Source organism: Nostoc sp. C057, assembly GCF_013393925.1.
GTDB lineage: Bacteria > Cyanobacteriota > Cyanobacteriia > Cyanobacteriales > Nostocaceae > Nostoc > Nostoc muscorum_A.
Window position 1 is genome coordinate 3,836,786 of sequence record NZ_CP040281.1, and the last position, 15,904, is coordinate 3,852,689.

The window sequence follows — 15,904 nt, forward strand, 5'->3', positions numbered from 1 at the left end:
GGTGTCAATTTAACATTAAAAAAGCGGTTATAAACCCCTTTTGTACGAGGCATTACTAACGTCCGTGGGTTTAAAAACCTTGATTTGGCTTTAGAGGTTGTTTGAAAAGTAGTTGGCTGTAATTTTAGGCACTCATTGATCCCCCCTAACCCCCCTTAAAAAGGGTGGAACCGGAGTCAAAGTCCCCCTTTTTAAGGGGAGCCACTGCGGTCTTGGGGTCTCCCCAAGTGGAGCATGTGGCGTGGATTTAGGGGGATCTAAACGTTTTGTTACCAAGAAGAGGACTTTTCAAACATCCTTTTAGTCGTTGGGAAATTGATAGAGAGTCTAACCCATCAGCCCTGATCAATCTTATTTTCTTTAATTTAAGTGCGTTTAAACGCATTTGAGCTATAGGTAATCAATTTATTGCATTCCATTCAGATGAAATTCGGTGTATTCTTTGTTTGCAAAATTAGTATAATTTTATACTGTTTTTATTTGGTAAAAATATTTTAAAGCCTTCCAAATATTGATTAGGACAACATTTTCTTTAGTAACACTTATCTTGCACTTGTATTATTTTAACTATATCTATTCCAGCTATTAGCTGTCTTTTAGCTTTATAAGCTAGAAAATCTTGATAAAGACTGTCAAATATCTTGCGATATATTGTCACTTTACTTTGTGGCTAAAATAGTTTAATTTCAGATTTGAAATGAAAAACTTTTCTATTAAGTTCTAAGGCTACTAGTAGACCGTGAGGATCTGGATTGGAATGAAACTGAAAAAATTGCTTCCCTACCTGTTATTGACAAGCTCTTTGACTGTATCGATCGCAACTGCTGCTAGAAGTGAAGAAGTAGGGATAGGTGTATCAGAGCATCTCAAGTCAACTCCAACAGATGCTAATTCCAATCAACCATTTACTGGGGAACCAATCAGAGAGATTCAACGAATAAGTGAGTTAGTACATCCTGGCAAGAGTGCAGAGATACTTCGACAACCACCACAACTCAGCCAAGGGAGTACCACGGAAATTGTCCCAGTGAGTGCAGTTAAGGCTAATCCCACCACTCAGGGAGTGGAAGTGATTTTACAAACTGCCCTTGGTGAAAAATTACAACTGGTGAATCGCAGTTCGGGCAATAATTTTATCGCTGATATTCCCAACGCACAATTACGTTTACCTTCAGGTGATACATTCACATTTCGCTCGGAGCGGCCAATTGCAGGTATTACTGAGATAACGGTCGCAAACTTTGATGCCAATACTATCCGAGTCACGGTGATTGGTGAAGCGAGTGTACCGACTGTAGAGTTGTTTGACAGTCCTGACGAGGGTTTGATTTTGAGTGTGGCTAGTGCTACGTCTTCCACATCCCAAGGACAACAAACACAAACACCACAAAAGCCTGAAGCAAATCAGTCAGAAACAGAAACTCCGCCAAGTCAACCTTCTGCGGCGAGTGATGAACCGATTGAACTAGTAGTGACGGGCGATCCTGATGGATATCGTGTACCTGAAACATCAACTGCAACCAGAACCGACACCCCACTGCGCGATATTCCTCAGTCCATTCAAGTTGTACCCAAACAAGTAATTGAGGAGCAGGGAATCACTCGGATTTCAGATGCAGCCCGTAACGTGTCTGGTGTATCGGTGGGAACAGGCTATAGTGGCGCTGTAGATGACTTAACGATTCGGGGATTTCTCAACTCAAACATCCTGAGAAATGGCTTCAAAACTCAAAATGCTTTTATCTATGGCGCAAATGTCGAACAGGTTGAAGTTCTAAAAGGCCCAGCTTCAGTGCTGTATGGTCAATTTGAACCAGGTGGTATTGTTAATTACGTCACAAAACAACCGTTAAATGAACCCTACTACGCAGGCGAATTTACAGTAGGAAGTTACAGTTTTTATCGTTCGTCCATTGATATTTCTGGGCCCCTGACTCCAGAGAAAAATCTTTTATATCGTCTCAATATTGCCTATGAAAACTCTGGTAGTTTTCGTGATTTTGTCAATGGGGATGTTTTCTCTATCTCTCCCATTGTCAGCTACAAGATTGATGATGCCACAAACATCTCTCTAGAATACGAATACACAAAGGTCAATAGAGTATTTGATCGTGGTTTTTTACCTAACAGTGTTTTTCTTGACCTCCCTATCAGCCGGAATTTAGGCGAACCAAGCGACTCGATTAATATTGAAAATAACCGCTTTGCTTTAACCCTAGACCATCGATTTAATGAAAACTTGCGTCTGCGGAGTAATTTATCTGGTCAATTTATTGAGACAAATGATACCCACATTAATCCTAATGAGTTAGTTGGCGATACCTTATCGCGAGACTACTCTACAGGTCTTTCTCCTGGTGAAAGTAACGATTTATCGCTGCAAACCGATTTGATTAGTGAATTCAAAACTGGATCAATTCAGCATCAGCTACTTTTTGGTGTGGAATTCAGTAGAAGCATTAGTAATTATTCACTCGATCAAGCAAGTATTTCATCACTAAATATCTTCGCTCCTGTCTATGGATATGAAATTCCATCCCGTGAAAGTTTTACCTATGCAGTAAAGTCCGATTCAACCACAAATACAGCAGCAATTTATTTACAAGACCAAGTAACATTGCTACCAAATTTGAAATTGCTAGTCGGCGGCAGATATGATTTTGTTGATTACAATAATAAATTCATTCCTGACACAGTTAATGGTAGCGAGCCAGAAGAATCTAATTTTTATGATACAGCCTTTTCACCGCGTGTCGGATTAGTTTATCAGCCAATAGAACCAATCTCGCTGTATGTCAGTTATAGCCGTTCCTTTGTACCCAATAATTTTAGGTCGAATGGAGAAGCGCTGGAGCCTTCGCGGGGTACTCAGTATGAAGTCGGGATTAAAGCCGATCTCAGCCCTCAGATATCGCTGACGTTAGCAGCTTATGATATTACAAAGACTAATATACCAACAGTTGATCCTGATAATCCTGATGTATTCTTCGCAGTCGGAGAGGTAAAAAGTCGCGGAATAGAACTGGATGTCGCAGGAGAAATTAAACCCGGTTGGAAGATAATAGCTTCTGGTTTTTTAAATGATGCCTATGTCAGCGAAGATAACGATCCTTCTTTGAAAGGTTCGCGGTTGGTAAATGCACCCTATCATGGCGCTAGTCTATGGACAACTTATGAAATCCAGAGTGGTGATTTGCAAGGGTTCGGTTTTGGTGCAGGGTTATTTTTTATAGGCGATCGCATTACTAACCAAAGCGATCCGTTTACTCTTCCTTCCTATGTTAGAACCGATGCGACTATCTTCTACAAACGTAATGATTGGGGAGCCGCACTCAATTTCAAAAATCTGTTTGATGTGAAATACTACGAAACCAACGGCTTTTATGTATTCCCACAAGCACCTTTCACAGTTCAGGGCACAATTTCATTCAGTTTTTAAATTCTCTTTAAACCTCCTTTTAGTAAGGCGAGGGAGAAGGAATCAGTTTTCTTCCCCTTTATCAGGAGGAATGAGAAGGGAATGGCACTAAGAAAAGGTGAAACCTCGTCAGGACAGGGTGTGGGAGGTGTGGGAGGTGTGGGAGGACGTGGAAGAAGTCTTACCCCCCACACTCCCCACACTCAAAAAGCAAGTTATATCAGGGCTTTGCGATTAACTTAGTGCCATTCGAATGAGAAGGGTAATCAATGTATGTAAAGGGTATCTGCAATGAAATCCAAAACATTCCGTAACTGGGCATTTACTCTACACCGCTACCTCGGTTTAGCTATGGGATTTGTGCTGATTATAATTGGCTTGACAGGTAGTTTATTAGTCTTTCAGAAGGAAATTAACCACTTTTTAGTAGCCCAACAGTTTGGACATATCTCTCCCCAAGAAGCGCCACTGCCTCTAGAGTCAGTCGTAAATACTGTGAAAGCGGAATATGATTCATCCCGAAAGGACTTAAAACTCAATAAAGTTTATATCCCTTCAGAGCCAAATGAACCAATTATGTTTGCCTTCGTTGCTCCTGATGACAAAGGGATAGATGTTATTGTCAATCCTTATACTGGTGCAATCATGGGTGAGCGATCGGACAGAACATTGATTCTTCTGCTGTATGAACTCCATTATAATCTGATGGCTGGAGACATTGGGATGACCATCGTGGGAGTTATAGCATTCCTGTTGCTCGTTCTGAGTATTACGGGTGTCATTCTCTGGCCTGGATGGCGCAGGCTGATTGCAGGATTCAAGATCAAGTGGAATGCTCATCCAAAGCGGCTGAACTTCGACATTCATAAAGTAGTAGGCATTATTACAGTGGTGTTCCTGACGCTGACTGCCTTTACTGGCTTCTGCTGGAATTTCTACGACTTCACCGAACCCATCATCTATGCAGTAACATTTACCAAAAAGCAACCAGAACCGGTTTCTGTGCCCAAACCTGGTCAATTACCGTTGCGACTTACAGAACAACTAAAAATTGCTGATGCTGCCTTGCCAGGTGCTATGGTCAAGAGTATTTCCTTCCCTAGTCAACCTGAAGATAGCTTGACAATTAGCTTTAAACTACCCCAGGAAAATGCAGAACGTGGTCAGAGTAATGTTTATCTTGACCAGTACACGGGTAAAGTTTTGCGAGTTGATAATGCTTTAAAAATGCCATTGGGCGATCGCATCCTCAACTCTTTTATTCCCCTACACTATGGTACCTTTGGTGGTTTATCCACGCGCATTCTCTACGTATTTGTCGGATTATCACCCTTAATTTTATTTATAAGTGGCTTTGTCATGTACCAACATCGCTACCGAGAAAAATCTGTCCGCCACAATCAGGTAATAGAGCTATCAAAGAACCATCAAGATTAATTGAAGGTTAATTTGCCAACCGCCACAAACCTATAATTTAAGACTCATACAAGTGCGTATATTCATCATTATTTGGCTTGGTCAAACCGTTTCTATTATTGGTAGTGGGATGACTGGCTTCGCATTCACTATCTGGATATGGGAACTAACGCATCAGGTTACAGCAATAGCGTTGTTTGGGTTGTTTGCACAATTGCCACAAGTATTGATGGCTCCTATCGCTGGGTTTATTGTAGATCGTTGGAACCGTAAATATCTGATGATAGTTGGGGATACAGTCAGTGGTGTTGTCGCGATCGCTGTCTTACTACTTTATTCAACTACACATCTGCAATTATGGCATTTATACTTAGCTGTCGCTATCCAAGGTATTTTTGAGGTAGTTCAAGAACTGGCTTACTCAACATCCATATCTACAATGATGCCCAAGCAGCACTACAGTCGTGTTAGCAGTCTGAGATTTTTAGCTGATTACGGTTCTAGTATTATCGCACCAACACTAGCAGGCATTCTCTACTCAGTTATTGGGCTTGTTGGGATATTAATTATCGATATTGTGAGTTTTGTATTCGCTGTCACCACAGTTTTAGGAGTACATATCCCACAACCTAGTATGACAACAAGAAACAATCAAAGTTTCACTAATTGGAAGCAGGAGATTTACTTTGGTTGGCATTACATTGCTGTACGTCCAAGTTTGCTTGCCATGCTAGTGTTAGCATTTGTATTTACATTTGCCTATGACTTTGGACTCTCAATCTATTCACCGATGGTTCTAGCGCTGACTGGCAATGATGCTAAGGTGTTAGGTACTTTAGCCTCAGCAGCAGGAATTGGTGGAATAGTTGGGGTATTGCTCATCAATAGCTGGGGTGGTTTCAAGCGTCGTATAGATGGGGTGCTACTTGGTATAATCGGTGTTGGTTTGGGCAAAATTATCTTTGGTCTAGCTAAGACACCATTGATTTGGATTCCAGCTCAATTCTGTTCATCTCTAAATTTTCCCATACTTGGCAGTTCCTGTGATGCTATCTGGCTAACCAAGGTTAATCCTCAGATACAAGGACGTGTTTTTGCGACTCTAAAGGTTGTAACGTTGATTGCTTCAACGGTTGCTTATTTGATAGCTGGGCCACTAGCCGACTATATTTTTGAACCTGCAATGATGCCAGATGGTAGCCTTGCACCCATATTAGGCTGGATATTCGGCACGGGAAAAGGTTCAGGTATGGCAGTTTTGTACTTCATCTCTTCGCTAGGGATGTTACTTATTGGCTTAAGTGGATATGCTTTCCGCACTTTGCGTAACGTAGAAACTATACTGCCCGATCATGATGCTAATACAGCACTGCGGAAATAGTGACAGCAAATGTCAATCCAATACTTCTCGCTTTGTGCATTTTTAATTCGGAATCGGATTTTGGGTAAAGGGTAAGGGTTAAAAGTTTTTTCTTTCCCCTTCCCCCCGCCCCTTATCCCCAGAGGGGACCTCACCTTCCCCTTTTCCCCTTAACCGAGAAGTATTGAATGTCAACCCCTGTGCTTAGTTTCATTTCAAGCGTGGTGAATCTGGTTTTATAAGTAGCTAGTCGTTAAAGTAAATTTATTTAGGCATCTGGGAATACTAAATGTAAAAGTCTTAAAGATAAAGTCCAGCATGATTAGCACCAAACTCAGTATTCCTGGATATCAAGTTAACGAACAACTTTATGATAGTGCCAGAACTCTTATTTATCGTGGTTTCCAGGAAACTGACTCCTTACCTGTAATCATCAAACTGCTGAAAAATCCTTATCCTAGCTTTAGCGAACTCGTACAATTTCGTAATCAGTACACCATTACCAAAAATCTCAACTATCCCGGAATCATTCAAACTTACAGCTTGGAAGCATATCAGAATGGTTATATATTAGTGATGGAAGACTTTGGGGGAATTTCCCTGAAGGATTATTTCGTTAACGATAATATTGTATCCTTAAAGGAATTTTTAAAAATTGCAATATCTCTGTGTGATGTCTTAGATATACTTTCCCGCCATCGAATTATTCATAAAGATATAAAACCAGCCAATATATTAATTAATCCTGAAACTAAGCAAGTAAAGCTCATTGACTTTAGTATTGCCTCTTTATTATCACGAGAAACCCAAACGCTAATCAGTCCGAATGTATTAGAAGGGACGCTGGCTTATATTTCCCCAGAACAAACAGGAAGAATGAATCAGGGGATTGACTACCGAACCGACTTTTATTCTTTGGGTGTAACCTTCTATGAATTAATTACAGGTGAATTACCTTTTCAATCAAATGATCTGATGGAATTGGTACATTGTCACATTGCTAAATCAGCACCATTAGTAGATGAAATTGACCCACAAATTCCGTCTGTTCTTTCAGAGATTGTTAGCAAATTGATGGAAAAAAATGCGTCATCTCGCTATCAAAGTATATTGGGTCTGAAATTTGATTTAGAAAATTGTTTAATTCAACTTCAAAAAACTGGTGAAGTTAAGAGTTTCCCAATTGCACAAAGAGATGTGTGCGATCGCTTTATTATCCCCGATAAACTCTATGGACGAGAAACTGAAATAGCCACCTTAATCGAAGCATTTGAAAGAGTAAGCAAAGGTGCAACTGAAATAATGTTGGTTACTGGTTTTTCAGGAATCGGAAAAACTGCGGTTATTAACGAAATTCATAAACCGATTGTGCGCCAACACGGTTATTTTATCAAAGGGAAATTTGACCAATTTCAACGGAATATTCCCTTGAGTGCTTTTGTGCAAGCATTTCGAGATTTAATCTGGCAATTATTAACTCTAAACAACGCTCAAATCCAGCAATGGAAAAACCAGATATTAGAAGCTGTTGGGGAGAATGGACAGGTAATTATTGAAGTCATCCCGGAATTATCAAAAATTATTGGTGAACAACCACCCGCACCAGAATTATCAGGAACTGCGGCCAGAAATAGATTTAATTTATTATTCCAAAAATTTACGCAAGTCTTTACTATTGTTGAACATCCATTAGTAATATTCTTAGATGATTTGCAATGGGCAGATTCAGCATCCCTGAACTTAATGCAATTATTGATTGCTGATACAGGTCATCTATTGTTAATTGGTGCATATCGTGATAACGAGGTCAATCCAGCACATCCATTAATATTGACTTTGAGCGAGATTCAAAAAACGCAAGCACCGATTCATACAATTACTTTAACACCACTAAGTCAAGGGCAATTGAATCAGTTAGTCGCTGATACACTGAAATGTACAGAAAATGTAGCATCACCTCTTTCACAATCGATCTATCAAAAAACTCAAGGTAATCCGTTTTTCACAACACAGTTTATCAAAGTATTGCATCAAGAGGAATTCATTAAATTTGACCTTGATTCGGGTTGTTGGAAATATGAAATTACACAAGTAAATCAGCAAGCAGTTACAGATGATGTTGTAGAATTCATGGTGTGTCAATTACGTAAGCTTCCTGAATCAACTCAACAACTCTTACAGTTAGCTGCGTGTATTGGGAATCAGTTTGATTTAGTAACTTTGGCAATAGTTTCAGAAAAATCAAAAACAGAAACAGCAGCTATTTTATGGAAAGCTTTGCAAGAAGGATTAATTTTACCTACTAGTGCTAATTATAGTTTTCATCAAGATTTATTTTTAGAAAATAACGGTCATATAACAAATAATATAGACACACAAACGGTTGAAGATAGCTTAGAAGAAAAGACAGTCACATACAAATTCTTGCACGATCGCATTCAACAAGCTGCTTCTTTTTTGATTCCCAAAGAACAGAAAGAGTTGACCCATCTCCAAATTGGGCAATTAATTTTAAAAAATACATCATTAGCCCAGCAGTCAGAGAATATTTTTGAGATTGTCGGTCATTTAAATTATGGAATTCCACTCATTAACCAGCCAAGTAAACGTCAAGAATTAGCTAAACTAAATCTCAAGGCAGGTCACAAAGCCAAAGAAGCGATTGCTTATGGTGCAGCTCTACAATATTTCAATCAAGGAATTCAGTTATTAATTAGTGATGGCTGGGAAAATGCTCATGATTTAACGCGAGATTTATATCACGCTGCTGCCGAAGTTGCGTTTATCAGTAATGAATTTGAGCAGATGGAATCGCTAATTGAAGTAGTGATACAACGAGCGAAAAATTTTTTAGATAAAGTAAAAGTTTATGAAATTAAGCTCCAGTATTATCAAGTACAAGGGCAGATGATTAAAGCGATTGATATTGGGTGTCAAACTCTCCGACAGCTTGGAATACCCTTATTTGAATCTGTTACTACTTCAGATATTCATCAAGCTATAGAAAACACTTTATCAACACTGGGAGAGCGCCAAATAGAAAGCTTAATTGAGCTACCTTTGATGACTGATCCTCAAGCTTTAGTTGCCCTGAAAATTATGATCAGCCTCACTCCCTCTGTCCATCAGGCTGCTCCCCACCTATTTCCAATTATTGCCTGTGAACAAGTTAACTTATCACTTAAATACGGCAATATAGCACTTTCAGCACCAGGATATGCTGATTTTGGCATTGTTTTAAATGCGGTATTAAATCAACTAGAAAAAGGCTATAAGTTTGGGCAGTTAGCTTTAAAAATTGTAGAGAAGTTTGATGCAAAATCTCTGAAAAGTATGACTAGTTTCAAAGTAGCTGCATTTAATCAGTTCAACAAGCTACCTGTCCGAGATACCATCAATTTATTAAAAGAATCTTATACTTTAGGATTAGAAGTTGGAGATTCTGTACACATGATCGTCTCAACTTTTTTCCGACTTTTTTATACCTATTTAATGAGTGTAGAAGATTTAAAAACTTTACTAGAACAAATCAAAATTTTCGAGTCTAGCTTTGCAACTGGTGAATCTTTTTTGATGCGATTTAGTATTCTTAAAAGGACAATTGAATTTATAACTGAATATAGCCATTATTCAGATTTATTAATTGATAAATACTGGGATGAAGGAAAAATCTTACCTGCTCTACTTAAGGAAAATGATGAGTTTACACTCCATGAATTTTATCTAATTAAGTTAATTATTAGCTACTTGTTTGATGATCCTCTAGCGGCAGTTAGCAATGGAGACAAAGGAGAGCGTTACCTTAAAGGTGGTGCAGGAATGCTATCTGTGTCTGTTTTCCATTACTACGACTCATTGGCTCGTCTATCTGTCTATTCTAAAGCTAAATCTTCTGAACAAGCAAAATTGCTCTTGAAGGTTGACGAAAATCAAAAACACCTAAAAGTTCGAGCAATAATTGCACCGATGAATTTTCAGCATAAATTTGATTTAGTAGAGGCAGAGCGTCATTGGGTCTTAGGTCAACGATTTGAGGCAATTGACTTATACGATCGCGCGATCGCTGGAGCCAAAAAAAATGAGTACATTCAGCAAGAAGCTCTGGCTAACGAACTAGCAGCTAAATTTTACCTTGATTGGGGCAAAGAAAAAGTAGCTCAAGCATATATGCAAGAAGCTTACTACTGCTACGCCCGATGGGGAGCAAAAGCTAAAACCGATGATTTAGAAAAACGCTATCCTGAATTACTTCAACCCATCCTACATCAACACCAACTTAGCTTTAATTCCCTAGAAACAATTGCTAGTATTGCCCCCAGTTCGATATCTTTATCCGGTCAAACTTCCATTATTAGTAGCACAAATATTTCCGATGCCTTAGACTTTATGTCTATTCTGAAAGCGGCTCAAGCTATTTCTAGTAGCATTGAATTGGATGAAATTATTGCTAGCCTGACGAAAATTATTCTCGAAAACTCTGGTGCCCATAAATTTGCCTTAATTCTTTCTGAAAATGGAAACTTAAAAGTCAAGGCAATTACTTTTATTAATCACCAAAACAGTTTTTTAACTCCAATACAAACTATTCTCAAGTCACAAGCAGTAGATACTTGTGAAGATATCCCTAGAAAGATTATCAATTATGTCAAAAATACTCAACAAACCATTGTCATAGATAATTGCCAAACAGAGATAGCCGGGTTACTTGGAGAATATCTGCTCGAATTTCAACCCCAGAGTGTATTTTGTACGCCGATTATTAATCAAGGACACTTAGTAGGCATTCTCTATTTAGAAAATAAACTAGTGGCAGGGGTATTTACTAGCGATCGCATTAAAGTTATCCAAATGTTATCTGTGCAAGCTGCCATTTCTCTAGAAAATGCTCGTCTTTATCAAGAATCTCAAGAAAAAGCTCAACAGATTCAACAATCTCTCCAGCAGCAAAAAACCTTATTTAATGTTGTAAACCAAATCCGAGAGTCTTTAGATTTAGATGCAATTTTTGGTGCAGTAACTCAAAATCTTCGCTCAATTCTTAATGTCTCGCGCGTCGGAATTTATCAATTTCATCTTGGAGTAAATTATGAATATGGCGAATTTATTGCCGAAGATGTCCTACCGCAATTTCCTTCTGGTTTAGCTGTAAAAATTCAAGACCATTGTTTTGGAGACAACTATGCAACTCTGTACAAACAGGGACGCTTTTGTGCAATGTCGGATATTGAAACCGCAGAAGTTTTAGATTGTCATCGGGCAATTTTGCAACAGTTTAATATTAGAGCATCATTGGTTGTACCAATTATGCAAGATGATGAACTTTGGGGCTTACTCTGTATTCATCAATGCGAATACCCACATCAGTGGCAACCTTCTGAGATTGAATTTGCCCAACAAATTGCTGCACAAATGGGAGTTGCGCTCCAACAAACCGATCTCCTGCTGGAAACTCGCCAACAAGCAACCCAATTAGAAGAAACACTCCAATATCTTAAAGAAACTCAACTTCAATTAGTACAAAATGAAAAAATGTCTGCGTTGGGAAATCTCGTAGCGGGAGTAGCTCATGAAATGAATAATCCTCTTGGTTTTATTTCTGCTAGCCTTGAGCAAAGTAAACCTGTATTTGTAGATATTTTTAAACATCTGAAATTATATCAAGAAAGTTTGCCAAATCCAAAAGCGGAAATTATTGAACATGCCGAAAAAATCGACTTGGAATATAGTTTAGAAGATTTACCCAAGATGATTGATTCAATGATGATAGCCTGTGACAGGCTGAAAAATATCAGTACCAGTCTCTGCACTTTCTCTCGTGCCGATCAAGACTACAAAGTACCTTTCCATATCCACCAAGGCATTGATAGTACCATTCTTATTCTCAAACATCGTTTGAAGGCAAATGAACAACGTCCCGCCATTGAAGTTATCACAAACTTTGATAATTTACCTCAAGTAGAATGTTTCCCTGGTCAATTGAATCAGGTATTTATGAACATTATAGCGAATGCTATTGATGCCTTGGATGAATCAAATACAGATCGAAGTTTTAGGGAGATTAAAGCCAATCCGAATCGGATTATAATTACCACCTTATTGAAAGACAAACAGATTGAGGTGAAGATTGCTGATAATGGTCAAGGCATGAGTGAATCAGTCAAGCAAAAAGTATTTGACCACTTGTTTACTACAAAAGGTGTTGGTAAAGGAACAGGATTAGGATTAGCGATCGCTCAATCCATTGTTATAGAAAAACATGGCGGAACTTTGAATGTGAATTCTACTCCAGGCGTTGGAACAGAATTTGTGATTACCTTACCGATTCTGGCTTAGACTTAAAGTTAACTTGGTCGAAAACAGGAATTAACAGAGGAAGAACGAGCAGTCATTAGCGGAGGGTATTTTTACAAGTGCGATCGCTCACATTTAACTTTCTTAAACTTCTGATCAGATTTCAGTTTCCTACTGTTAAGGAAATTAATTGCAACCAATTAGCTCAATTACTGTTGAATTCTGCAAAGCCACGGCCATTACTGCTAGATGCACGAAGTCAAACAGAATATGGGGTAAGCCATATCGAAACAGCAGTGTGTATAGATCATCTAACACCTGACTTAGCAGAACTTTCAACAGTTTCAAAAGATAGACTAATTGTTATCTACTGTTCTGTTGGCTACCGGAGCGCCAAATTAGCGCAACAGCTTGATCAAGCCGGGATGAAGTGCGTTTATAACTTAAGCGGTGGGATTTTTCAGTGGGCAAATGAAGGAAGGCTTATTTTTAAAGACGAGCATCAGACACAACTTGTACATCCTTATAATGCAATATGGGGAAAACTGCTAAAAGCTACAAACCATGCTCAGGAGTGGTAAATTTTAAGTAAATACATTTGTTTGTCCTAGCATCAAATTCCTAATAAAACTACTCTTGCTGCATGTCTCAAGTTTCGATTGTCATTCCGACTTTAAACGAAGCAGTTAGCTTAAGGCGTACATTGCGCCAACTGACTTTACTTAATCCCCCTGCAAAGGAAGTGATAGTGGTAGATGGTGGCAGCGAAGATGAGACAGTGGCAGTTGCAAAACAATGCTTTGGGTTATTCGATCAGTCGCTATGTCTACAAGTTATCTCATCTGAGCAGCGTGGGCGTTCTATTCAGATGAATTACGGTGCATCGGCTGCAACTGGAGATATTCTTTGCTTTCTTCATGCAGACACTTGGGTGCCGGATGACCTAATCACTGTAATAGAGCAAACCTTAGCAGAGCCAACCATTGCTTGTGGTGGGTTTATTTCTCTGATGAGTGGATCTCAAACCACTCGCTGGGGTGTCTCTCTACATAATTATCTAAAAACCTATTACGCACCACTGTTATTTAAACCGTACCTGTTTTTTCGAGGATTACGTCTTTTGTTTGGAGATCAGGTAATGTTTTGTCGTAGTGCTGACTTTTGGGATTGCGATGGATTTGATCAGGCATTGCCGATTATGGAGGATGGAGATTTATGCCTGAAATTGGTTAAAAAAGGGCGTATTTATCAGGTAAACCGGATTGTGCAATCTTCAGATCGACGCGTCGCAAAATGGGGTAGCTTTAAAGCAACTGCAATTTACCTTTATATCGGTTTTTTGTGGGGGATTGGCGTTGATGCAAATTATCTCAAACAATTTTATCAAGATATTCGCTGATTCAGGCTCCAGTCATAGTAGAGGTAGGAAATCGGCGTTGAGGCTTGCAAAGGCAAATCTGTTTCTAGGTAAGAGCGGATATATTCTGGAATGGAAGATGTAACTTTGAGAAAGTCTTGACGATACCATTTAAAGATTTTGCTACAGTAGAGCGTTTTACTATCTGAGTCATAATGGACTTTTTCAGGATTATTAATGAAGCGACGAGCGTCTTCATCTAACTGCTGAGTAACTTGGTCAGGAAAATAAGCTCCAGCACGCAGTAATGGGCAACCAACCGAAGCGCAGACAATTGCAAAATGAATTCGCGGCTCCTGTAATTTCTCCCGCAGAATAGAGTTCTCTATTTGGGCTAGACTGTAACGTTCGCCAAATATATAATAGACCTCTTGCAAAAAAGTTTTGTGGTATGATTGAGGGCTGACTAAATCCAAGAGAAATTTAGGCTTCTTTTTGAACTTCATAATTATAAATCCCAGCAATTAAATGACAGCGCAATCCAAAACGTTTCCTACGATTGCGGTAGCGCTGACTTAAAATCCGAAAAACTTTTAAACGCCGATTAACATGTTCAATCACTACTCGGCGACTCGCTAAAGCGCGGTTGGATTGCTTTTGTTCCTTGGTTAACTTACCTCCTTTAGGTTTCTTCTGAGGTAAGTGACTATTAGTGTGTAATTTAGAAATTCCTTGGTAGCCACTGTCTTCTAAGCTTTCGGTTTCGGAGTGAAAACGAACCTTACTCTCTACAAATAGTTTGTAGTCATGTTTGCGGCCAGAACCGTTTACAATACAACGAATTTCTTGGGTTGTTAGGTCAATTATCAATTGAGATTTGAGAGTATGCCGTTTTTGTTTACCACTATAAAAGCGTTTTTGCCCGTGTTTCGGACGTTCAATTTGACTCTCTGTTACATCCATCACAGCTGTTTTCGGTTTCTGTGATGAGATCAACAAGGACTTTTTTCCTCCTAAACGGAATTTTCCAGAACTGATTAATGTGCTTTCAACCCAATGTACTATCCGGCAAACCGTTGATTCTGATACTTGCCAGTCACTAGCAATGTGGAAGTAAGTCCGATATTCTCTCCAATACTGTAGGCAAACTAAAGCTTGGTCTTCCAAGCCTAGCTTGTTCGGATAACCTCGTGTTTGCTTAAAACTGGTTGTATGTTCTAATACCTTAACCATCTCATCGAAAGTACGTCGTTGTACCCCGACCAAACGTTTGAACTGCCGATTCGATAACTTTTTTGTTTGCTCGTATCGCATAAGTAGTATTGATTCAAGCGACAAAACTTTACATCATACCATAAAATATTTTTGCAAGAGGTCTAATAACTACGACGTTGGAAAAACCACAAAAAAGCCAGCCAGTTCGGAATGCCTAAGATTCGCGGACGAATTGACTCAAGTGGGTACATCTCCAAAATTGCCGAAATAGTGAACGCATTGTAAAGGTTGATCCACAATGCCAATTGCTCAAAAGTGCTGCAATTAGATGGAAAATCCAGATTTGTTTGACTGGACAACCAATCTCCTAGCGCTTGAGGTTGCTCTGTTTTCCAAGCAAAATAGTCTACACGACCCTGTTGATCAACATACTGACGCAATAACCTATCCCAAGGTTCAAAATCAATCATTATCGCTGTGTTTAGGAACTTCCAGTAAAAAAACATCCTATCCCTACTACAAATATACAAATTTATTACACGGTGGCGTTGAAAATTGAGAATTGGTTTAATAATTTAGCCTCTAAAGTGCTAAATCTGAAACAGAAAAACATGGTAGAGCCTGTTAGAAACCTATTATGTTTACTTTTATATTCAAGTAGGGCAAAGTATGATTGCTTTGAGATATTTTGCATTCTTTGTACTACTATTAGCTGGACTATTATCAGCAATTAAGCAAATGAGTCTTGCTTTGGATGAAGGAAATCTTGAGCAGTTCACTCTTTGGACAGGTATTGCCTCTATCATTGCAGGTTTACCAATTATATTGTGGTAAATCTTAGGTAAGC

General features: G+C 38.9%; 11 protein-coding genes. 8 read left to right on the top strand and 3 right to left on the bottom strand.

Translation table 11 applies throughout. From position 1 onward, the window contains the following. The first annotated feature begins 757 nt into the window (after positions 1-757). The 7 genes from FD724_RS16465 to FD724_RS16495 all read left to right on the top strand — a co-directional run bounded on the left by FD724_RS16465 (position 758) and on the right by FD724_RS16495 (position 13,884). The gene (locus FD724_RS16465) at positions 758-3,439 is read left to right on the top strand and encodes a TonB-dependent siderophore receptor (protein WP_179073371.1); all 2,682 of its coding nucleotides are present in this window, start codon (positions 758-760) and stop codon (positions 3,437-3,439) included. Between the two features lie 81 nt (positions 3,440-3,520). After that, complete coding sequence (locus FD724_RS16470) at positions 3,521-3,661, top strand: hypothetical protein (protein ID WP_179073372.1); 141 nt, start codon at positions 3,521-3,523, stop codon at positions 3,659-3,661. Positions 3,662-3,709: 48 nt separating this feature from the next. Further along, positions 3,710-4,855, top strand: coding sequence for a PepSY domain-containing protein (locus FD724_RS16475; protein ID WP_179073373.1), 1,146 nt, complete (start codon positions 3,710-3,712; stop codon positions 4,853-4,855). Positions 4,856-4,907: 52 nt separating this feature from the next. Further along, the gene (locus tag FD724_RS16480) at positions 4,908-6,215 is read left to right on the top strand and encodes an MFS transporter (RefSeq protein ID WP_179073374.1); all 1,308 of its coding nucleotides are present in this window, start codon (positions 4,908-4,910) and stop codon (positions 6,213-6,215) included. Between the two features lie 297 nt (positions 6,216-6,512). After that, positions 6,513-12,527 (top strand): AAA family ATPase, encoded by a 6,015-nt coding sequence (locus tag FD724_RS16485; RefSeq protein WP_179073375.1) that lies wholly within the window; start codon positions 6,513-6,515, stop codon positions 12,525-12,527. A gap of 77 nt (positions 12,528-12,604) precedes the next feature. Then, positions 12,605-13,066, top strand: a complete 462-nt coding sequence (locus tag FD724_RS16490) for a rhodanese-like domain-containing protein (RefSeq protein WP_179073376.1) — start codon at positions 12,605-12,607, stop codon at positions 13,064-13,066. Between the two features lie 62 nt (positions 13,067-13,128). After that, positions 13,129-13,884 carry a TIGR04283 family arsenosugar biosynthesis glycosyltransferase gene (locus tag FD724_RS16495; protein ID WP_179073377.1) on the top strand — a complete coding sequence of 252 codons (756 nt, stop codon included), beginning with the start codon at positions 13,129-13,131 and terminating at the stop codon, positions 13,882-13,884. On the opposite strand, the gene FD724_RS16500 is transcribed toward FD724_RS16495, so the two are convergent. From FD724_RS16500 to FD724_RS16510, 3 genes are all read right to left on the bottom strand, one after another. Then, on the bottom strand, positions 13,869-14,348 hold the full coding sequence (locus tag FD724_RS16500) for a DUF547 domain-containing protein (protein WP_179073378.1): 480 nt from the start codon (positions 14,346-14,348) through the stop codon (positions 13,869-13,871). The genes FD724_RS16495 and FD724_RS16500 overlap by 16 nt on opposite strands. Continuing rightward, the gene (locus tag FD724_RS16505; RefSeq protein WP_179072523.1) at positions 14,326-15,156 is read right to left on the bottom strand and encodes an IS5 family transposase; all 831 of its coding nucleotides are present in this window, start codon (positions 15,154-15,156) and stop codon (positions 14,326-14,328) included. Before FD724_RS16505 ends, FD724_RS16500 begins: the two co-directional genes overlap by 23 nt. 62 nt (positions 15,157-15,218) lie before the next feature. Continuing rightward, the gene (locus tag FD724_RS16510; protein WP_179073379.1) at positions 15,219-15,527 is read right to left on the bottom strand and encodes a DUF547 domain-containing protein; all 309 of its coding nucleotides are present in this window, start codon (positions 15,525-15,527) and stop codon (positions 15,219-15,221) included. Positions 15,528-15,726: 199 nt separating this feature from the next. On the opposite strand from FD724_RS16510, the gene FD724_RS16515 reads away from it, so the two are divergent. Next, the gene (locus FD724_RS16515) at positions 15,727-15,891 is read left to right on the top strand and encodes a hypothetical protein (RefSeq protein ID WP_175586448.1); all 165 of its coding nucleotides are present in this window, start codon (positions 15,727-15,729) and stop codon (positions 15,889-15,891) included. The last annotated feature ends 13 nt before the right edge of the window (positions 15,892-15,904 follow it).